This window comes from Malonomonas rubra, assembly GCF_003247215.1.
In the GTDB taxonomy this organism is placed as follows: domain Bacteria; phylum Desulfobacterota; class Desulfuromonadia; order Desulfuromonadales; family Geopsychrobacteraceae; genus Malonomonas; species Malonomonas rubra_A.
Map to the genome: position 1 here is coordinate 1 of NZ_QKAP01000085.1, position 20,420 is coordinate 20,420.

General features: G+C 51.2%; 19 protein-coding genes and 2 tRNA genes. 14 read left to right on the forward strand and 7 right to left on the reverse strand.

The annotated features are described in order from the left end of the window. Nucleotides 1–249: helix-turn-helix domain-containing protein (locus Q7J88_RS09010; RefSeq protein WP_303721844.1), on the forward strand; the 249-nt coding region annotated here is incomplete at its 5' end. A gap of 497 nt (nucleotides 250–746) precedes the next feature. On the opposite strand, the gene Q7J88_RS09015 is transcribed toward Q7J88_RS09010, so the two are convergent. Beyond that, nucleotides 747–822, reverse strand: a tRNA-Phe gene (locus Q7J88_RS09015). 209 nt (nucleotides 823–1,031) lie between these two features. On the opposite strand from Q7J88_RS09015, the gene otsB reads away from it, so the two are divergent. The 7 genes from otsB (at nucleotide 1,032) to Q7J88_RS09050 (ending at nucleotide 7,853) form a co-directional block, all read left to right on the forward strand. Next, a complete protein-coding gene (otsB, locus tag Q7J88_RS09020) occupies nucleotides 1,032–1,826 on the forward strand; it encodes a trehalose-phosphatase (protein ID WP_303721845.1) in 795 nt (264 codons plus the stop codon). Continuing rightward, a complete protein-coding gene (locus Q7J88_RS09025) occupies nucleotides 1,819–3,261 on the forward strand; it encodes a trehalose-6-phosphate synthase (protein WP_303721846.1) in 1,443 nt (480 codons plus the stop codon). The genes otsB and Q7J88_RS09025 overlap by 8 nt, the downstream gene beginning before the upstream one ends. Before the next feature lie 331 nt (nucleotides 3,262–3,592). Further along, complete coding sequence (gene aroF / locus Q7J88_RS09030) at nucleotides 3,593–4,618, forward strand: 3-deoxy-7-phosphoheptulonate synthase (protein WP_303721847.1); 1,026 nt, start codon at nucleotides 3,593–3,595, stop codon at nucleotides 4,616–4,618. A 24-nt stretch (nucleotides 4,619–4,642) separates the two neighbouring features. Beyond that, nucleotides 4,643–4,930 (forward strand): hypothetical protein, encoded by a 288-nt coding sequence (locus tag Q7J88_RS09035; protein WP_303721848.1) that lies wholly within the window; start codon nucleotides 4,643–4,645, stop codon nucleotides 4,928–4,930. Nucleotides 4,931–5,033: 103 nt separating this feature from the next. After that, entirely contained in the window at nucleotides 5,034–6,203 is a 1,170-nt protein-coding gene (locus Q7J88_RS09040) for a phosphoglycerate dehydrogenase (RefSeq protein ID WP_303721849.1), read from the forward strand. A 31-nt stretch (nucleotides 6,204–6,234) separates the two neighbouring features. Continuing rightward, entirely contained in the window at nucleotides 6,235–7,323 is a 1,089-nt protein-coding gene (serC, locus tag Q7J88_RS09045; RefSeq protein WP_303721850.1) for a 3-phosphoserine/phosphohydroxythreonine transaminase, read from the forward strand. Nucleotides 7,324–7,400: 77 nt separating this feature from the next. Beyond that, nucleotides 7,401–7,853: a PaaI family thioesterase gene (locus tag Q7J88_RS09050; protein WP_303721851.1), complete on the forward strand. Its 453-nt coding sequence runs from the start codon at nucleotides 7,401–7,403 to the stop codon at nucleotides 7,851–7,853. Nucleotides 7,854–7,941: 88 nt separating this feature from the next. On the opposite strand, the gene Q7J88_RS09055 is transcribed toward Q7J88_RS09050, so the two are convergent. From Q7J88_RS09055 to Q7J88_RS09065, 3 genes are all read right to left on the reverse strand, one after another. Next, nucleotides 7,942–10,185, reverse strand: a complete 2,244-nt coding sequence (locus Q7J88_RS09055) for an ATP-binding protein (protein WP_303721852.1) — start codon at nucleotides 10,183–10,185, stop codon at nucleotides 7,942–7,944. Nucleotides 10,186–10,213: 28 nt separating this feature from the next. Then, nucleotides 10,214–10,822 (reverse strand): hypothetical protein, encoded by a 609-nt coding sequence (locus Q7J88_RS09060; protein WP_303721853.1) that lies wholly within the window; start codon nucleotides 10,820–10,822, stop codon nucleotides 10,214–10,216. A 188-nt stretch (nucleotides 10,823–11,010) separates the two neighbouring features. Then, entirely contained in the window at nucleotides 11,011–11,388 is a 378-nt protein-coding gene (locus tag Q7J88_RS09065) for a PilZ domain-containing protein (RefSeq protein ID WP_303721854.1), read from the reverse strand. Nucleotides 11,389–11,882: 494 nt separating this feature from the next. Between Q7J88_RS09065 and Q7J88_RS09070 the strand changes: the two genes are divergently transcribed. Continuing rightward, entirely contained in the window at nucleotides 11,883–12,641 is a 759-nt protein-coding gene (locus Q7J88_RS09070) for a CIA30 family protein (RefSeq protein ID WP_303721855.1), read from the forward strand. Between the two features lie 113 nt (nucleotides 12,642–12,754). Continuing rightward, nucleotides 12,755–14,350, forward strand: coding sequence for a phosphoglycerate dehydrogenase (gene serA / locus Q7J88_RS09075; protein WP_303721856.1), 1,596 nt, complete (start codon nucleotides 12,755–12,757; stop codon nucleotides 14,348–14,350). Nucleotides 14,351–14,434: 84 nt separating this feature from the next. Here serA and Q7J88_RS09080 read toward each other — a convergent pair whose 3' ends face one another. Genes Q7J88_RS09080 through Q7J88_RS09090 form a run of 3 tightly spaced genes read right to left on the reverse strand, consistent with a single transcriptional unit; the run spans nucleotide 14,435 to nucleotide 17,083 of the window. After that, the gene (locus Q7J88_RS09080) at nucleotides 14,435–15,268 is read right to left on the reverse strand and encodes a menaquinone biosynthesis family protein (RefSeq protein ID WP_303721857.1); all 834 of its coding nucleotides are present in this window, start codon (nucleotides 15,266–15,268) and stop codon (nucleotides 14,435–14,437) included. A gap of 4 nt (nucleotides 15,269–15,272) precedes the next feature. Next, nucleotides 15,273–15,989: a futalosine hydrolase gene (gene mqnB / locus Q7J88_RS09085; protein ID WP_303721858.1), complete on the reverse strand. Its 717-nt coding sequence runs from the start codon at nucleotides 15,987–15,989 to the stop codon at nucleotides 15,273–15,275. A 5-nt stretch (nucleotides 15,990–15,994) separates the two neighbouring features. Then, a complete protein-coding gene (locus Q7J88_RS09090; RefSeq protein WP_303721859.1) occupies nucleotides 15,995–17,083 on the reverse strand; it encodes a hypothetical protein in 1,089 nt (362 codons plus the stop codon). 220 nt (nucleotides 17,084–17,303) lie between these two features. On the opposite strand from Q7J88_RS09090, the gene Q7J88_RS09095 reads away from it, so the two are divergent. The 4 genes from Q7J88_RS09095 to Q7J88_RS09110 all read left to right on the forward strand — a co-directional run bounded on the left by Q7J88_RS09095 (nucleotide 17,304) and on the right by Q7J88_RS09110 (nucleotide 20,128). After that, the gene (locus Q7J88_RS09095) at nucleotides 17,304–17,807 is read left to right on the forward strand and encodes a roadblock/LC7 domain-containing protein (RefSeq protein ID WP_303721860.1); all 504 of its coding nucleotides are present in this window, start codon (nucleotides 17,304–17,306) and stop codon (nucleotides 17,805–17,807) included. A gap of 15 nt (nucleotides 17,808–17,822) precedes the next feature. Next, on the forward strand, nucleotides 17,823–18,410 hold the full coding sequence (locus Q7J88_RS09100) for an ATP/GTP-binding protein (RefSeq protein ID WP_303721861.1): 588 nt from the start codon (nucleotides 17,823–17,825) through the stop codon (nucleotides 18,408–18,410). A gap of 57 nt (nucleotides 18,411–18,467) precedes the next feature. After that, nucleotides 18,468–18,543, forward strand: a tRNA-Asn gene (locus Q7J88_RS09105). Between the two features lie 919 nt (nucleotides 18,544–19,462). Further along, nucleotides 19,463–20,128, forward strand: a complete 666-nt coding sequence (locus tag Q7J88_RS09110; protein WP_303721862.1) for a putative metal-binding motif-containing protein — start codon at nucleotides 19,463–19,465, stop codon at nucleotides 20,126–20,128. Nucleotides 20,129–20,420 lie beyond the last annotated feature (292 nt).

Sequence of the window (20,420 nt, forward strand, 5' to 3'; positions counted from 1 at the left end):
TGCGGCTGTGTTTTTCCTTGCCTGGCCAAAAAAACGGAAGTGGCGGAGCAGGTGAAAACCTATCCAGGCTTATTAAAGCTGGACGATGTGCTGAAACAGCACATCAACAGGATCCTTGAAATGACCGGCGGAAAAGTACACGGAGCCAATGGTGCCGCGGAATTGCTAGGTATCAACCCGAGTACTCTGCGCAATAAGATGACGAAACTAGGAATCGCATACGGAAGAACAGCCCAACAAAGCAAATAAACAATATTGCCTTGAAGTAATTCGCAAATCTATGGAGTTCTGGCGGTTGCCTGGATCTAGAACCTGCACCATCTAGCTGGGGTTTCAAATATTGCTTCAAAATGAGTCGCAAAAGACCTCAGGAGTTCCTGACGAGGGAAATCATAATTGGTAGGCGTCTTGATTGTTGTCTTGCGGGATTTCGGCAATCACCCTAAAGCCTATTCTCAGCTTTCTTGCTAATCCCGCAAAGCAGTACAAATTACCAGATAGCTTCCCCGCTTTAAAAGAATGGAGTTTTGAAGCTCTCTTTTTTACGACACAAACCCGGCAATTCCAGTCTTTCTTGCCTCCCCCCTCAAATATTAAGGTGGAATGGGCGGCGCTGGAGCTAGCTTTTTCGACTTTCTTACGTACCGGTAATTATTGCAGTTTATGGGGGGGGGCTGGCTAGTGTACCAGGAGTGTGCCATTAAATAAAAAGGGCTACGCCTGTAAGCGTAACCCTTTAATATTACTGGTGCCCAGAGACAGAATCGAACTGCCGACACGAGGATTTTCAGTCCTCTGCTCTACCGACTGAGCTATCTGGGCGAAACGAGACCCGTTTATAACGAATGGGCATGCGAGTGTCAAGAAAAAATCGTGGCAGCTTGGTTCTCTTTTCTCAGCAGCTTGCGCATGAAGTCAAAGTTGTTATCCTTTTTCATAGAATTCAATTAGTTAGCTTTTTGTTCCTGAAGTATGGGGCTTTCCTGCATTGAGGAAGGCGTTCTTTGATTGTCTTCTAGTTACTACTTGTTATGGAAATCATTTCCAAGAAATTTGATCTGACATCTTTCTGGGACGAGTTGAGTTTGGCTGATCAGGCTTTGCTGCTGCTCGACTTTGACGGCACTCTCTCTCCTTTTGTGGTCGATCCGCAACAGGCGAGACCTTATCCGGGGGTGGTGCCTTTGCTGGAAAAGATTGTGCTGAGCGCAGAGACCCGGTTGGTGATTATCAGTGGCCGTGAAGTGGCAAGTTTGGAACATTGTCTTGGGATGACCCCTGCTCCAGAGTTGTGGGGCTGCCATGGCTGGCAGCGGCGCTTGCCCGGCAGGGAGGTTCTGCAAGTTGATTTGCCTGAAGATGCGGAAACTTCACTCAGAGAAGCCGAATGGCTTGTGAAACAGGCCGGCTATGGCAAAAAACTGGAACGTAAACCGGTTTCCGTGGCGCTACACTGGCGCGGTTTGTCTGAATCGCAGAAAGAGCAGATGCAACCGCTGATCCAGCAGTGGCAGCGTTTGGAACTGAACGCCGACCTGCAGTTGCACGATTTTGATGGAGGGATCGAGTTGCGATGTGTTGGCGTTGACAAGGGAACGGCGGTGAAAGAATTGCTGGGGGAGATCGACCCATCGGCGATCATTGCCTATCTCGGGGATGACCTGACCGATGAGGATGCGTTCCGGGCGCTTCCTGGCAGGGGGTTGAAGGTACTGGTGCGTGACCAAAAGCGTGAGACCGCGGCTGATCTTTGGTTGCAGCCGCCGCACGAACTGCTCTGGTTTTTTCAGCAGTGGCTGGAAAAGAGAGGAGAGGATTGTGGTTAGTCAGGTGGACGGGTCGATGATCGTGGTGTCGAATCGGTTACCGCTGGTTGTTGAGAAGATCGGGGACGAGTGGCAGATCGGTCCGGCAGCCGGTGGCCTGGTGACCGCCCTTGAGCCGGTAATGCGACGTGTGAATGGCCTTTGGATCGGCTGGCCCGGGAGTGCTGCTAAAGCGGCTCCTTACGCTGAACTGTTTGAGCGGTTTGCCGAGCAACATGGTTATCGCCTAGCCGGGGTGCCGTTAACCGAAGAGGATGTCGAACTCTATTATCAGGGTTTTTCCAACGAAACGATCTGGCCGCTGTTTCATGATCTACTCGGTCGTACCAAGTTCGAACTGGCAACTTGGCAGCGTTATCAGCAGGTCAATGAAAAGTTTGCTGTGGCCATTGTCGATCAGCTGCTCGACGATCAGTTGATCTGGGTGCATGATTACCAGTTGGCGTTGGTCGGTGCCCAGCTTCGTGCGCTCGGGGTGCGCAACCGGCTCGCATATTTTCTGCATATTCCCTTTCCTTCTTTCGATCTGTTCCGTCGATTGCCGTGGAAAAAGAAAATGCTGGACGGTCTGCTGCAGTATGATCTACTCGGTTTCCAGACTTTACGTGATAGGCGGAATTTTGTGGCCAGCGTGCGTGAACTCTATCCGCAGGTCACCGCCGATATTCGCCGGCGCGTGACCTATCTCGATTTTGGTAATCGACAGGTTACGGTTGGTAACTTTCCGATTAGCATCGATTTCGAAGAGTTCAATCAGGGGGCTCGCCAACAACAGGTTGCCGACGAAGCCTGGTACCTGCATGAACATTACCAGGGGCGGCAGTTGTTTCTTGGCGTTGATCGACTCGATTATACAAAAGGGATTTCGAAGCGGTTGCTCGCCTTCGAGCGAGCCCTAGAGAAGTACCCTGACCTGTGTCGGCAGGCGACCCTGATTCAGGTGGTAGTGCCGAGCCGAGCGCAAGTGCCGGAATACATTAGCCTCAAGGAGGAACTTGACCGGCTGGTCGGGCGGATTAATGCTCGCTTCAGCGAACATGGCTGGGTGCCGATCCACTATCTTTACCGCAGCCTCGATCGGACTCAGCTGCTGGCTCATTATCGCAGTTGTGAGATTGCGTTGATTTCACCGCTGCGCGATGGCATGAATCTGGTCGCCAAAGAATTTTGTGCCGCCTCGATTGAGGAGAATGGGGTACTGATCCTAAGTGAGTTTGCCGGTGCCTCGGCCCAGCTCGGGCAGCATGCGTTATTGGTCAACCCTTTTGATATCGAAGGGACAGCGGACACGATCTGGCAGGCGTTTTCGATGGATGAAGAAGAGCGCCGCCAGCGGATGCGCCAGCTGCGGAGTGAGGTGCGTCGCAACAATGTTGATCGCTGGGTTGAACAGTTTATGATCGCGGTGAGGCCTCAGCTCGAGGATCTGTATTGACGGTTGAGGAAATCATTCCCGGAGAAGAAAAAACTTGCATAGGCGCACGATTCGCGTTTAGACTGCCGGAAATTTAAACGTATAGGTGAACAAAGAATGACTTACTTTTCTTTCTTTAGCATTTTTTTCTTTTGGTTTTTCGGCTTTTTTAAGCCGTCTGCCACGGAATGCTGTCTGTAGGGAGTAAGCACCTTCGGATCACACAAAACCATGGCAGGACGGCAACCGGTTCTCCCATGGTTTTCTTTTTTTAATATTGAAAATCAAAGGCCGCCGGGAGAATCGGGCGGCCTTTTGCCTTTACTGTCGAGACGACTAAAGGAGTAAGCAGATGATTATTGTTATGAAAAAAGGTGCCTCGCAGGAGGAACTGGAAGAAGTCGAAAAGAAGATTATCGCCCTCGGCTACCAGCCACATGTTATTCACGGTGAAATCCGTAATGTGGTCGGTGCTGTCGGTGATGAGCGCGGCAAGGAGAAGTTGCAGATCATCGAGTCGATGCCAGGTGTCGAAAATGTGGTCCCGATTCTGAAACCATACAAGTTGGCCAGCCGGGAAGTGCAGCCGGATCCGAGTGAGATCGATATCGTTCCGGGGCTCGTCATCGGTGGCAAAGAGTTTGTCGTTGGGGCGGGACCCTGTTCGGTAGAGAGCCAACAGCAAATCTGCGAAACAGCCGTCGAAGTCAAAAAGGCTGGCGCCCGCATGCTTCGTGGTGGTGCCTTCAAGCCGCGCACCAGCCCCTACTCTTTTCAGGGGATGGAGGAGGAAGGGTTGAAGTTGCTCGTTGAGGCGCGTGAACTGACCGGTCTGCCGATCGTCACCGAGGTGGTCAACCCGCGCGATGTCGAGTTGGTTGCAAAATATGCCGATGTCATGCAGGTCGGTGCTCGCAACACCCAGAACTTCGCCCTGCTGAAGATGCTCGGCCAACTCGATAAGCCGATTCTGCTCAAGCGGGGCATGGCGGTTACGATTCAGGAATTTCTGATGAGTGCCGAGTATATCCTCTCTGAGGGGAATAGGCGGGTGATTCTCTGCGAGCGAGGCATCCGGACTTTCGAAACCGCGACCCGCAACACCCTCGATATCTCTGCAGTGCCAGTTCTCAAGCAGCAGACTCATCTACCGGTGATGATTGACCCCTCCCACGCCACCGGTCATTCGCAACTGGTCCCTTCGATGTGTTATGCTGCTGCTGCAGCGGGGGCCGACGGCCTGTTAGTAGAAGTTCATCCCTGTCCGGAACAAGCGTCCAGTGATGGCCCGCAATCGTTGCGGCCGGCTGATTTTGCTGCGATGATGACCAAGTTGAGGGCCTTTGCCGAAGTGGCTGGCCGGGAGATGGCGAGCTGATAAACAAATTGTTCGAGGATTTCTATGTACTTTGTTCCTTTGTCGCAACTTGATAGTGTTGAACTACTGGTGCACAGTCTCAAAGCTGCTGGTGGCGAGGCCGATTGCCCCATGTGCCCGGCGTACAAGATTTGCATGAAGCAGTGTCTGACCATTGCCAGGGCAGTGGAGAAGATGCTGTTGGAGGGGACGCTGCCTCAGATTGGCGGGGAGCCACCGCCGGAGCCGTTAAAGACTCACAATCCGAAGCCCGATCCGGATAAACCGCCCGGTGGTGGTTCTGGTAAAGGGCGTTTGAAAATCGTTAAGTAGTCAGCCTGTGATTGACAGGGTTTCGGATCCAGTGTAGAACCGTTCGAAACCCTGTTTTTTTCTTGTTTTAGGGACTATTCCCCATGCCCCTCTGGATGAGTCTATGTACAAAATCCTGACGCACAACAAGATCTCGGTCCAGGGCCTAGAAAAATTTTCCCGCGAAAAGTATGAAGTGGCTTCAGAAATCGGCAATCCCGATGCGATTTTGTTGCGTAGTTACAAGTTGACACCGGAAACAATCGCCGCTTCGGTGATCTCCATCGGGCGCGCTGGTGCGGGAGTCAACAATATTCCGGTCGAAAACTGTACCGAACGGGGGGTGGTGGTTTTCAACGCGCCGGGCGCCAACGCCAATGCGGTTAAGGAACTGGTCATTGCAAGCCTGCTGCTGGCCGGACGCGATATAATCGGTGGCATCAAATATGTGAAAGAGAAAGGGCCGGGTCTGACTGAGGCTGAACTGCACACGCTGGTTGAAGATGGCAAGAAGCAGTATGGAGGCAGTGAACTGTGCGGAAAAACCTTGGGTGTGGTCGGCTTAGGGGCGATCGGTTCACTGGTTGCGGAGACCGGCCTGATGCTCGGCATGAAGGTACTGGGGCTCGATCCGGCACTGTCCGTCGAGGCTGCCTGGCGTCTGTCGTGTGATATCGAAAGGGTCGAGCACATGCAGACCCTGCTCTCCAAATCGGATTACGTGACCCTGCATCTGCCGGTGTTGGAAGCAACCCGCAATCTGATCAATCGGGAATTGATTAGGAGCTTCAAGCCGGGTGCGGTGTTGCTCAACTTTTCGCGTGAAAAGCTGGTCGATACCCCGGCGATTGTAGAGGCGCTCGATTCCGGCAAGCTACGCAGCTACATTACTGACTTCCCGATGCCGGAACTGCTCGGTCGCGACAATGCCATCCAGTTGCCGCACCTCGGTGCCAGTACGGCTGAGGCAGAGGATAATTGCGCAATAATGATCGCTGATCAGTTGGTCGACTTTCTCGAGAACGGCAATATCAAAAATTCGGTCAACTTTCCGAATACCCACTTGGAACGCAGCGGGGTTTGCCGTCTGGCCATCATCAACAAGAACGTCCCGAAAATGCTTGGTCAGATTCTTTCGGTTCTCGCCGACCATGACCAGAACGTGGCTGACATGATTAACAAGAGTCGCGGCGAGATTGCCTATAACCTGATCGATATCGAGCGCGAGCCGGCCGCAGGTCTAATCGGGGAGTTGGAAGCGATCGATGGCGTGGTCAGCGCACGAATCATTTAAATTCAATCTGAAAACTAAGGAGATCATAACAATGGCGAAGGTATACAATTTCGGTGCTGGCCCGGCGATGTTGCCGGAGTCGGTCATGCTGAAAATCCAGGAAGCATGGCTCGATTTTAAAGGGATGGGTGTTTCCCTCATCGAGATCAGCCACCGGACCAAAGAATTCGAGCAGGTGCTGCTGAAGGCGCAGGAAGATTTTCGCAAGTTGACTAACCTGCAAGAAAACTACAAGGTTCTTTTTATTCATGGTGGTGCACGGATGCAGTTTTCGGCCCTGCCGATGAACCTGGCCGGTCGCGTCGCCAGCAAGAAATGTCTCTACGTGGAAAGCGGTAATTTCGCGAAGCTGGCCAACAAGGATGCCAAGGCTTTCTGCGATGTCAAGGTGATCGCCAGTAGCGCTGACACCAACTATGATCGGATTCCGCAGGTTACTCCGGAGATGATTGATCAGGATGCCGCTTACCTGCACATCACCAGCAACAACACCATTTACGGCTCCCGTTACAACAGCTTCCCGGAAACCGGCAATGTACCGCTGATTGCCGACCAGACTTCGGAGATCCTGTCCCGTGAGATCGATTACAGCAAGTTCGGCTGTATTTACGCCGGCATGCAGAAGAACCTGGGACCCTCGGGGGCGGCGATCGTGGTGATTCGCGAAGATCTGCTCGGTCATGCTTCGGAGCAAACCCCGCCACTGCTCAACTACACCCTGGCCGACCAGGACAACTCGCTGACTAACACCGCCAACACTTTTGCTATTTATGTGACCGGTCTGGTGTTGGAGTGGTTGCTCGAGCAGGGCGGCGTTGCAGCAATCCAGAAACAGAACGAAGCCAAGGCTAAAGTGCTCTACGATTTGATCGACAGCACCGATTATTTTCGCGGGGTCATTCAGCCGGAATTTCGGGGCACCATGAATGTCAGCTTTAAACTGCCGACTCCTGAACTTGAAGCCCAGTTCCTTAAGAAGGCTGGAGCAGCAGGCCTATACGCGCTTAAAGGGCATCGTAGTGTAGGCGGTATCCGCGCATCGATTTACAACGCCATGCCGATGGTAGGGGTCGAGACGCTGGCAGGCTTTATGGAAGAATTCAAGAAGAACAACGGTTAGTATCGTTTGGCCACCATCGTAGTAGTACTTGAACTGGAGGGCCGGGTTGCATCCCGGCCTTTTGCTGTGAGGGTAATATGTTCGAAGTAGATCTCAGTGGAGAAAAAAATTGGCAGATGTTTGACGCTCCGGCGCTGGTCGGCAGTTCACTGCGCTTCGTTTCCGGCGATCCTGAGGGGGAGCGTTTTCGCACTCGGTATTATCTCAAGTCCGACCGGTCGCTGGTTGCACGGGTCTGGTTCGGCCCGGAAACCGAGGGGCCTCCGGGACATGCTCACGGAGGCAGTCTAGCGGCGGTGCTGGATGAGGTGTTGGGGCTGTCCGCCTGGGCAGCCGGACACGCGATTGTCGTCGCCAATCTGAACGTAAATTTCCGCTGCTTGTTACCGATTCTGCAGGTGGTGCAGGTGGATACCGAGATCGTTTCGGTTGATGGCCGCAAGGTGCTGGTCCGAGGCAAGGTGTGGGACGGCAAAGAAAAAGTTTATGCCGAAGCCGATTGTCTGTGCATCGAGATTCAATCGGTCTAAGTTGTTACCGTGATAAGCAGATTCTGGAAAATAAAAACCGCCAATTGCTACGGGAATCGGTGGTTTTTGTTTTTACCGAAATATTTATTCAGCTTTTTAGTGGCAGCACAAAATGGACCTTTGTTCCCTGCCCGAGTTCGCTTTCGACCCAGATTTGGCCGTTGTGGCCTTCGATTATGTGCTTGACGATGGTCAGTCCCAGACCGGTACCACCGACTGCTGTATCGGTCTGGTTGCAGCGGTAGAATTTTTCAAAGACCTTGGTGGTTTGATCTTTAGTCAGTCCCACTCCCTGATCGCTGACGGTCACCCGGTAGCTGTTTTCAGTTGCCTGTCCGGTGATTCGAATGGCGCTGCCGCTTGGTGAGTATTTGATGGCATTGCTGCAAAGATTTTCCATTACCTGCCAGATTTTTTCCTTGTCCGCCAGCAGTTTACTGTCGGGCGAGTGCAGACAAATAGTGATACTGTGATCTTCCGATAATTGATTCAGATGTTGGATCGGTTTCTCAAACAATTCCTGGGCGGAATAAAATTCTTTTTGTAGCGGCAAGGGCTTACCCGATTCAATCCGGCTGATATCGAGCAACTCACCGACCAGACCAGAGAGGAAATCGGCTTTCTCGTTGATGATCGACAAGAATTCCCCTTCTTCCTCTTTGCTCAGCTCTTTATTCTCCAGCAAAAATTCAGAGAAACCGAGGATTGCGGTCAACGGTGTGCTCAATTCGTGGACTGCGGTGGTAATGAATTCGCTCTTCAACCGTTCTATTTCCCGTTCCTGGCTGATGTCGTGGATCAGGAAGATCAGTCCAATCGACTTGCCCTGCCGGTCGGTCAGGTTTGAAGTACGGATTTGGAGAGACATGATGGTCTGCAAGTCGGCGGCGATCTGCACTACATCGAAGCGAAGGCCGCTTAGTTGCTGTTGCAGAGCTTCTTCCATTTTTTGGGCAATAGCGGGGTCATGGATTATGCTGCGTAGCGGGTGGCCAATGCTGTCGGTTGCCGAACACTGAAACATTTTCTCTGCCTGCTGGTTGAGCAGCAGAATCTGACCATCCAGATCGGTGACGATCAGACCATCCGGTACCGAAGTGACGATATCGTTGAGTTGTTTGCGGACCTGCTGTGTCTGTTCCAAGGATAACCAGAGCTGTTCGGTTCGTTCGGTAACGCGCTCTTCCAGTTCGTCTTGAATTTTGCTGAGGGCCTTTTCGGCAGTTTTTCGCTCGTTGACTTCTTTTTCAAGCATGATGTTGCTCTTGTGCACTTTGAGCATTTCATCAACCAATTGCTTGTTAGATGTTTTCAGCGCTTTTTCTGTGCGTCCCAGGAAAATCGTCGTAGAAAACAGGAAAGCGCCAGCAGCAGTCAGGTAGAGACTGGCGAACACAAAAACGGTCCGCCAGTAATCGGACACGGTTGTTGTAATGTCGGATACCAGTAGAAAGTCGCCGACTTGGCGACCGGAGAAATCGTGCAAAGGCTGAAAACGGGCAAGATAACTGTTCCCGTCGGCGGTAAATTTGACGGTATTGTTGAAACGGGTTCCGTCTTTGGTAAGAAGGTTGGAAATGCTCGATAAAAGTTCCGGGCTGGATGTCTGGATCACCACCCTGTCTGGCAGCAGGTTCCAGCTGGCAGGATCTTTGCCGAGCATTTCCATGCCGATAGCCCATTCTTTGTGGTTGAGAAATTTCTTATTGATGGTGAAGGTTAGAACGGTTTTGTCGAACTGAAAGAATTTGCTGATCAACAGATCGACTTCTTCGCCTAGTTCCAGATAGCCGAGGAGTTTGTTCTCTTGGTACCAGGGGAGCACTGTGCGCAGGGTGAAAGTGCCCAGCGGGCCAAGTTCCATGCCGCTGGTTGAATGATGGCTCTTTGCCGCTTTTTGGAGCCCATAGCGCGAAATGTAGTCACCATATTTTGATGGCTTATGAACCCGCAGGAAGACTGTTCGGTCGGGGTTGTGGAAATAAAAGTGAGAAATATGTAGATGCTGGAGCAGTTTCTCGAAGGTCGCTTGCGTTGCATTGAGCAGCTCCTGCCGGTCTCGTCGCAGCATCAGTCGTTGAAGTTCTTTCGATTCGGCCAATTGCTCTAACTGCACAAGCATGATTTGTGCGCGTTGCTCAAGCATGTTGTTGAAGGAGTAATTGATTTCGGAGATCTTATGCTCCAACTCCCTTTCAACCTGTCGATTTAGGAACCAGAAAGTCGAGACGGCGTATAAGGCGAGTAAAACCAGCAGGCCGAGGCTTATCGGTAGCAGCACCTGCAGTTTGAGCCGTTGTCGTTTCGGAAGTTGGGGGGTGTGGTCTGGCATTTGATCTTTTCTTTCGGCGGTTTTTACACTACATGCAAAGGCGAAGGACCTGTTCCATATCAGTATGCCTGTCCTTACTTTGCCAATCCTGTCCATCAGCAGTGTTCGCATGCAGTTCTCGATTGTCTGATCGCGCAGATCTTCCAGAAGCATATTTTCTTTGATGGTACGACGTAAAGCATCCGAACTGGGGAGCAGTTCGTGGATGGAAACTCTCCCCCGGTAACCTGTTTTGTTGCAGCCAACCTTTTTCTTCGTGAATATCGCTTAAGAGACGTTCTTCACGGCGCTGCCGGATACTGTGAAAAGTGAAGAAAATGTTGCGATAAGAAGCATTTGTGTTGATGGGAAAGCCTAAAAAACAGCTTTTGTAGTTTTGTGACGAAACCAATAAATCTAATTCATCGCCGGTAATCGTTTCAATATGTTCAACCAGTTTCCCTTCTTTGGCGGGTAGTTGCCAGCCGCTTTGGTCGATTACCATGATGTACCAGAGTTCTGCCGAAGGGACAGGTGTTTCCTCAGAACAACGAACCAGTTCTATCTGGAGTTGTTTGTCGTGTGGATGAAATGGTCGTAGAAGATTGACTCGTTCTTCGCGTCCGCTCAGGAATTTAAGAATCAGTGGGTTTTTCATTTTATTCTCAGGCAGCAAGGCAGATCGATCAGATCATATTATATTTTTTTATAATATCTCCTAATCTCTACAATAGCCACGGGGTGCTGTCAAATTCAAACGACTAAAGGAGTTATTTCTTCGTACAAAAATAAAAACCACCTGTAAACATCAGGTGGTTTGAAGTGAATCTATCTTCTGCTCTCTGGCTACTTGATTGGCAGCGGTGCCTCCGTGTAGTTTTGAATAAATTTTCCGAGCTGGCTGCGCTGATCCGGGGATAGGTCTCTAAAGGCCAAACTGCCACGGCGAACCGGGACGAGGTTGTCCTGCAGGCGGTGGTCGGAGACGGCTCTTACCGGGATGCTTTCAACGATCAGGTCAAAATCATTGTAAAGGCTGATCTCTTTTACTTCAGAACGCTTCAACTTTTGTCCGAGATAACGAAAGGAGAGGCCGCTTTCACTGATATCCATGATGTGGTAAGGGAGCGATTCGGGGCCTGTGTCAATAAGGACGAGGGCGCGATGGGCCGCTTTGAAGCGTTGATGGGCTCTGGCTGGCTGATATTTGAGGCGACTTTCCATTTTCTACTCCTTCGTGAGGCTAGAAAAAGATTTTTCTCCCCCTCACGACACATTAAGCTAGTATAATATGTCTGCCTCATGCAAGTGAAATCTAATGGTATTGAAGTTACAAAATTTTTAGCAATAATTGCGCCATCTATTTTTTGTGAGGGTGCTGATTAGACGCCATTGTCGAACGTTATTCACGTTAAATTAGGATGTTTTCTTGCGAATAAGAAAAATTAAAAGTTGTTCTGGGTGGGGATGTTTTTTAATTTAAACAATGTGTTACCACTTGGTTGGCCAAGTGTGTCGGAATTCTTGACAAATTTATGAATAAGAAGAATCGACAGAAATATTTGCAAATATTGTTCAGCGGTTTGGCTATTTTTTGTCTGGCCTTGTTGTTTGTTGGTGGCCCGCAGGCATATTCTTACAGGACGTTTTATCAGGGGTGGGGGCTGGGGCATTTGATCTGCTTTGCGCTTTGGACCTGGCTTTATTTGCAATGGCGCATGCAGCAGCCTCTGTGGAGGAAGGTTGGCGAAGCTTTGTTGCTGTCTCTACTGCTTGGAGCGTCAACCGAATTGTTGCAGTCCCTGATCGGGCGCGAGGGATCCTGGCTGGATCTTGGCAATGATCTGCTCGGTAGTCTGTTGGTGCTGACATTTTTCGGTGAGTGGAAAGCCAAATTAAATAAAAGGCTACTGTGGTTGCTGCGCGGAGGACTCGCATTTTTGGTTTTCTGGGTGGTCCTGCCTTTTGTCAAGGTTGCCGCTGACGACTTGGTGGCTTGGCAACAGTTTCCGTTGCTTTCGGGATTTGAAACACCGCTGGAAGCCAGTCGATGGGGGGGGGATTGTATTCGTCGTCTGGATCGACAACATGTATACAGCGGTTCCAATGCCATGCAGGTGGAGCTGACCACCAACCGTTATTCGGGAGTTTGGTTGCGTCATTTTCCTGCCGATTGGAGGGGTTACCGGGCAGTGCAGTTTCATATCTATAATCCACAGAAGGAGCCATTTAGATATTATTTTCGCATCCATGATCAGTTCCACCGTGACAACGGTCAACGCTACAGTGATCGTTTTAATGCTACTTTGGTTGCCCAGCCCGGTTGGAATGAGGTGGAAATTCCTCTGCAGGAGGTGGCTCAGGCCCCTAGGGGGAGACAGTTGGATCTTTCTCGGGTTGCCGGAATGATTTTGTTTGTCGGCAAGCTTGAACAGACCCAAACTTTTTATCTTGACGAGGTGCGATTGGTCCTTTGAAGCAGCCCACCAGGCAGGTGTATACAGATTGACATCCGGCGGAGATAGGCATAAAATCGCCTCTTTTTTGCAGCTGATCTTACCGCCGCGAAGGTGAGAAAGAAGGATTGAAGATGAAGGTATTGGTAACGGATGAGATTTCGCAAAGTGGCTTGTTGCCAATTCTTGATGACCCGCGCATTCAGGTTGACTTCAAAGTCGGCTTGCCGAAGGAAGAACTGTATCAGGTCATCGGGGATTATCAGGCGATCATTACCCGCAGCATGACCCAAGTTGACCAGGCGTTGCTTGATCATGCAAAAAACTTGAAAATCATTGCCCGCGCCGGGGTAGGAATCGATAATGTTGATGTTGATGCCGCAAGTAGCCGCGGGATCATTGTGGTTAATGCGCCGTATGGTAACGTTAACTCCGCGGCCGAGCATACCATGGCCATCCTGCTTTCCTTCTGTCGCAACGTGACTTTGGCCAACGCCAGCCTCAAGAGCGGCGATTGGCAACGGGCACCCTTTACCGGCCATGAGTTGAAGGAAAAGACCGTCGGGGTGATCGGCCTGGGCAAAGTCGGTGGCCGCGTTGCTCTGCGTTGCCGGGCATTCGAGGCCAACGTTATCACTTACGATCCCTATATTTCAGAAAAGCGGGCCGAGGATTTTGGAGTCAAGCTGGTTTCGCTAGAAGATGTGATCCGTTTCTCCGATATCATCACCGTTCACACCCCTCTTAACGAAGAGACCCGCAACCTGATTAACGCCGAACATTTTGAGCGGATGCGGGACGGGGTTTTCATCGTCAACTGCGCCCGTGGCGGGATTATTAACGAGAAGGCGATACTTGCTGCTTTGGAAAGCGGCAAGTGCGGAGGTGCCGCTTTCGACGTCTGGAGCGAGGAACCGCCGAAGAGCGAAATCCTGAAAAAACTGATCGCCCACCCGAAGATGCTTGTCACTCCGCACCTGGGAGCGAATACCTTCGAGGCGCAGAAGAACGTCGCAGTCGATGTCAGCAAGGAGATTGTTAATTATGTCGATGGTCGACCGCTGTCGAACGCTGTCAATATTCCGCGCTTCGATCCCGACCTGATGGAGCACATGAAGCCGTACATGAAGCTGATCTCAATCATCGGCGAATTCATCTCGCAGTTGGCGCCGCCGAATCCGAACAAGGTTACTTTCACCTACAACGGCAAGCTGGCCCGTTTCGATTGTGCCCCGCTTTCCGTGTGTGGCCTGGCAGCATTGCTTAACCACTGCACTGATCAGGAAATCAACATGGTTAACGCCGGGATGGTGGCTCGCGAGATGGGGATTGCTGTCGAAGAGGTGCGTTCCTCCGAAACCGATTCCTTTTCCAACCTGATCACATTGTCCTTGGAAGGGCAGCATGGCAAAAAACGTACCATCGCCGGCACCCTGTTTGAAGGGATCCCGAAGATCGTCAAGATGCGCAACTTCGATATCGATTTCAAGCCGGAGGAGCATATGCTGGTGATGTCCTATGCCGATTTGCCGGGAGCGCTCGGCAAGATCGGGACCATCCTCGGCAACGCCAATGTCAATATAGGCAATATGAGCCTCGGTCGGACCGGGAAAGCTGGAGAGGCGATGGTCGTCTTTTCCATCGATTCGCCGGCCGATGAAGCAACCATCGAGAAAGTCAAGCAGGCGATCGGCGCCACCTTTATCCGAGCGGTACATATTCAGCAATAATCCAGCGGATAAAATATTTGCTCAAATGAAAAAGCGCGCCCAGTCCAGGACGCGCTTTTTTACAGTCAATTTCATGGGGAGAATCTATGTAGCAAACAGCGGCAGTTTGCAGGCTGGGATAATTCCTCTGGCCTCGGCGCGCGAGAAGAGGGTTTCTACTGCCTGGACACCTTCGTCGCCGAGGTCGACAGAGAAATCGTTGACGTACAAGGCTATGTGGCTGCGGGTAATTTCATCATCCAGCTCCTGGGCGTGCTGCCTGATGTAGTTTTTCGGTTGTTGCGGGTTGGCGAAGGCGAACTCAACACTGGCGCGCAGCGAGGCGTCGATCCTTTTGATCAACTCTTCGCCGAGTGAACGTCTAGCCAGAATGCCACCGAGCGGAATTGGACAACCGGAATCTTCTTCCCACCACTGACCGAGATCAAGAACCTGTTGCAGACCTTCTTGATTATAGGTGAAGCGCGATTCGTGGATGATCACTCCAGCATCTGCTTCCCCGGCGATTACCGCCGACATGATTTGGTGGAATGGCAGGATTAGTAAATCCTCGTAGCCTTCACCGAAAAGCTGCAGCAACAGGTTGGCAGTCGTCAGCTGACCCGGGATGGCGATCCGCTTGCCGCGCAGTTTTTGCATATTGGTTTTCTGTCTGGCGATCACTAGAGGGCCGCAGCCACGCCCTAATGCCCCGCCGCTACGCAGCAGACAATAGTCTGTACGCAAATGGCCTAGCGCATGGTAGGAGATTTTGGTCAGGTCGAGCTCGCCTGCCAGAGCCATCGTGTTGAGGGTTTCGACATCCTCAAGCCTTTCCTTGAACTCGACACCGGGACAGTAGATCTGTCCATGGACCAGACCATAAAAGATAAAGGTGTCGTTCGGGCAGGGGGAGTAGCCGAGGGTCAGCTGTTGCATGGCTCTAGTCCTGTTCTCTTTGCCAGTGTTGCAGGATCTTCAGCATCCCGGTCTGGGCTGCTTCGGCGCCCAGTTTAATGTTCCACTGCAGTAGGTCGCGGGTGCCGGTTGGGTTGGAAATGCCGCGAAGTTCCAGAAGGGGGATATCGAAAGCAGCGCAGACTTGTGCTGCTGCGGCTCCTTCCATGTTCTCGCAGATTCCAGCAGTACGGTCTTGCAGTTCGGTGCTCAGTGCGGGGTGGCCGCTGCAGCAGTTTACCGTCACGAATGGGCCGAACAAGGCTTCTGGAAGAACTTGTCGGGCCAGATCGGTCCATGGTGATTGCAGTGGAAAGCGCTGCTGGATTGCTGGCATCAATATCGGCTGTTGCTGGATGTCGAGTTGTTCCAGAGGAATAAATCTGTCCTCTGTTGCAACGCCTAGGTCGCCGCAGATCTCTTCGCTGGCCAGTACCAAATCACCGTTTTTCAGTTCGTTGCCAGGATAGCTGCCGCCGCAGCCGCAGAGCAGTACCGCCTGCGGTGTGTAGTGTATTAACATGCGGGTTAATTGGAGCGTCATGGCATTCTGGCCGACGCCTCCGTGGGCGATCAGCAGTGGAACCTCGTGGAGGGTGCCGCTGAAGATCTGATAGTTGGAAAATGTTTTTACCTCACGATTGTGTAACTGCTGACGCAGCAGGGCTGTTTCCAGAGGGACGGCGGCGATGATCAGCAGCATGACGGTTAACGTTTGAACCAGTCCTGGCGGATCAGGTCGCGGCGCAGGTCGATTCCTTGCTTCTGTACCATCCCCTGATACCAGAAGCGTTCCTGTTGTAGTTTCGGCAGCGAAGGGGGGTCGAGCCTCTTGCGACGGTCGGTCAGGGTGGTTTGGAAATTCTGGTCGGGGGCTGTGACGATGGAGCTGATTTTTGCCGCCAAAGCGGGTGGTGCTACTTCGATCACCACCTGGATGGTATCGCGGATCTTCAGCCCTTGGCGGTATTCCCACAGGTCGCCTTCGAAGCCGTTTTCGCATTCGGTAACAAAATCGCTCCAATCAAGCAGCAAACTGCCGAACTCGATCTCTGCTAGTTCGTCGCCTTGAAGCTCCTTTTGCATTAGTTCGGCGATTTGCTCCTGCTCTTTGCAGGTAAGGAAGAAGGAGAGGCCTTCCTCGACCTGGTACATGTCCAGTCCCTCGATCAGTTCTTCGCAGAAAATATTTGAGTCGAGGTCCCTGTCGCAGAAATCCTTTAGCCCGTTGGGTAACAGTTCGCGGGGAAAGCCGAGCAGCGACAGGTGGTCGTGACCGAAGTCCGCCGGGAGGACTAGGCGTTCGCTGTGGGTAATCTGCTGTCGATGGAGGAAGTCGGACAGCCGCAGATAATTGTCTGTGAAGAAGGTCATCACCTTTTCTTCGGAGAAGAACAGTTCAAGTCCTTTACGGTTGTTGGCCAGACCGAAACCGACGAAGCCGTCATGGATCATTCGCTCCAGATAGGGTGTGATCAGTTGGAGCAGTTCGCCGGTCGGCAGGTAGGGAGAATAGTGAACGACCGGGTCTGGGCGCTCTTTGCTGCTGCTGGGGCGTAGCGCCAGTGAGTCCTCTGGATAATGTTCGAGAATGAAGAATGCTTCGTCGTCAAAAAAGCGGCTGAAGCGAGTAAGAACATATGCAACCTTGCTGGCATCGACTGTCACTGTAAAGCGGTAGGCGTTATCGCAATCCTCCAGAAGGGCTATTTCAAACCCTTGGTACTGTTGGGGAGCTGAAAACAGTTCGTTGCGCCAGCGTCTTAGGCCGACCGGTAATTCGAGAGGCTTCTGCAAGAAAGGTCCTTTGTTGCTTACAATTTTGAGCAATAGATTTACTGTCTGAATAATTAAAAGATTTCCCCCGGCAAGTCAACTGAAACGGCTGTTTTTGAACTGTTGATTTGGGAACGAAACAGATTAGTTTTTTTTTAAAAAAGCTTGGAAACGCCTTGAAATGAGACTTTTTAAATGATATACAGATCATTGGTGTTTAACTACAGCAAGGAGACTATTCATGTTTGGTCCCCAATCCTCCCTGGTCATGTACGACGAGGAGTATCAGCGGATTCTCTCTATACTCGAAAAGATGCTGCGTGAATCGAATTCAAAGGTCATTTTTCTGGTTGATAAAAACGGTCAGTTGATCGCAGCTACTGGAGAAACAGCTAATCTCGATACCACGAGCCTGGCGTCACTGACTGCAGGGAATATTGCAGCAACCGGCGGTTTGGCCAAGTTGATCGGTGAGAAAGAATTCTCCATACTGTTTCATGAGGGGGAAAAGGATAATATCCATATCTCGATCGTCGGAGGCCGGGTGATTTTGGTGGTGATTTTCGATCAACGCAGTTCGCTCGGGCTGGTACGTTTGCGGGTGAAGAAAACCAGTCTCGATTTAGCCGGTGTATTTGAGGATTTGGCGAAGAAGGCGATGGCGCAAATCGCAGCGGCTGGTACCGCATCTGCCAGTCCCTTTGCTGAAATCACAGATGATGACATCGACAATCTTTTCAACTGATCGAGGTAAACACTGATGTCCTTTATCAACTACGCATCGCGTGAGATTAATTGTAAAATCGTCTATTACGGTCCAGGTCTGTGCGGCAAAACGACCAACCTCCAATACATCTATAACAAGACGGCCAACGATGCCAAGGGGAAGATGATTTCTCTGGCGACAGAGACTGAGCGGACCCTGTTTTTCGATTTTCTGCCGTTGGCACTTGGAGAAATCCGCGGTTTCAAAACCCGTTTCCACCTCTATACCGTCCCAGGCCAGGTTTTTTATGATGCCTCACGGAAATTGATCCTCAAAGGGGTTGACGGTGTTGTATTTGTCGCCGATTCGCAGGAAGCGCGACTTGATGCCAATATCGAAAGTCTGGAAAACCTCAAGGACAATCTTGCCGAGCAGGGTTTTAATATCGAGAAAATTCCCTTTGTCATCCAGTATAATAAACGTGATTTACCCGATCTAACCTCTGTAGATGAATTGAGCAAGTTGCTCAATGAACGCAAAGTTCCAGAGTTGGAAGCCAGCGCAATGACCGGAGAAGGGGTTTTCGAAACCCTCAAAGCAGCGGCAAAGTTGGTTTTAAATGACTTGAAAAAGGGTGGGTAAAAAAAGTCTTGACAGGGGGGAGGCAATCCCATATATTCCGACCCCGCAACATCCTATTCCCTCTTAGCTCAGTTGGTAGAGCATCTGACTGTTAATCAGATTGTCGCTGGTTCGAGCCCAGCAGAGGGAGCCATTAAAATAAGGGACTTACGGCAACATGCTGTAAGTCCCTTTTTAGTTTTTCTAATTCTCTCCCGGTCCTCTCCCAATTTGATAAGGTTTTGCAAGTAGATTAGGTGCATAGATATGTCTTGCTGCAGCCCCCGTCAAAATGTCAGGAACTTCTAAGAACTTTCGCGACTTATTTAGAAACAATATATGAGAAGGCAGGTTGTGGAGATTGGAACCCGGGTTCGGCTTTTACCACAATTCCATATTTATGAGGCACCAATCATAGGTTTTGATAATTGTCTTTCTATCTGAAGGAAATACAGTGGAAGGCATGAGAAGCTCTCTCCACAATTGAGGCCCTCCGCGATTGCCAATTTCTAATAATACAATTTGCTGGATATCTCATCCCTTTAAGTAGGCAATCGGTTTTGCCTTTTATATCCAACAGATCGATCTTTCAATGGAAGTTGATGTTTTGGCTAGGTCAGACTGATCATTGCCTCAGATTTGTGGTAAGAGGCATTGACAGCCTCCATCCGATGGCCAATATGTCAGTCTCGCTTCCTCCTACTTTTTTACCTGTCTGGCTATTGCTTAGCCTTAGCCAAAGACCAAGGCCCGATCACACCAGTCCTGAGTCATCGTCATAGTGATAAGACTGTCTAAACCGAGTTAAACGACCGGAAACATATCATTAGCGATGGCCAACTAACTATCTAGCCTAGTATTTTTAGTCTGTTATGAGAAGAATTATCAGGTGGCACATATTCTGCTCAACGTTGCATGCGTTCGGACAGCTATTTCTTTTGTAATAAGTTCTGAACCCCTCAAAAAGCTTCGCTTAGCCGCGAAAAGGAGAGGGGAAAGTCAACAGGGAAGGTGGCATGCTATTTGAGTTTGCCAGGCATTCTCACTAACCAGAAGCAAGGAGGCAAAGAAAAATGAAAAGAAAAATGAAAAAGTTTATTGTTTTACTCTCAGTCACAGGCATTTTTGCGGTTTCCGCTGTTTCCGTCGTCCACGCTCGCAGGGGGATGATGGATGGCGTCAACGACACCTGCGGCACCAGCTATAGCTGCGCTCTCTGCCATATTGACCCCAGTGGTGGTGGCCCTCTCACCGCTGACGGCAAAGGTTACCTTGATTCCGGTACTGATTCCTGTTACTTCTGCCCTGACGTCTGCGGCGGCACCCCTTGCACGGATTCTGACGGCGACGGTTACTTTGCCGAGTCGAACTGCGGCACTAGCGTTGACTGTAACGACAACGATGCTACCATCAATCCTGGAGCGCTTGAGGCCTGTTCCGACGGTATCGACAACGACTGCGACGGTAAAATTGACTGCGCCGACGGCGAGTGCAGCACAGACAACGCCTGCAACACGACCCAGCCTGAGGTTTGCAACGACGGTATCGACAACGACGGTGATCGCAAGGTTGACTGCGCTGATCGCGACTGCCGCAAGGACCCCGCCTGCACCGACGGTGGTAACACAGGCGGCTCCGAAGGTAAGGGCAAAACCTGTGCTGACGGGCAGGACAATGACAACGACGGTCTCGTCGACTGCGCTGACCCCGACTGCGCCAGGAGCAAGGCCTGCAAGTAACATCGAGTAGAAAGCTGGAAACAAGTAGCCGAGGGAGGGTGACCTCCCTCGGCTCTCACACCACCGTGCGTACAGTTCACGTACCACGGCAGTTCCTTATGTTGTGACATAAATAAGAAAGCCGTCGGATCATTTCCGGCGGCTTTCGTGTTGTTTGCCCAGCGGAGCTGGCAAACCCGGCTTGCTGAAAGAAGCAAGCGTCGCCCCGATCAGGGGGAAGACAATCCGAATCGCAAGGGCGTTGCTGGCAACGGCAGGGTCTGAAGGAAGCGATAGGAAGTGAGCTGCACAT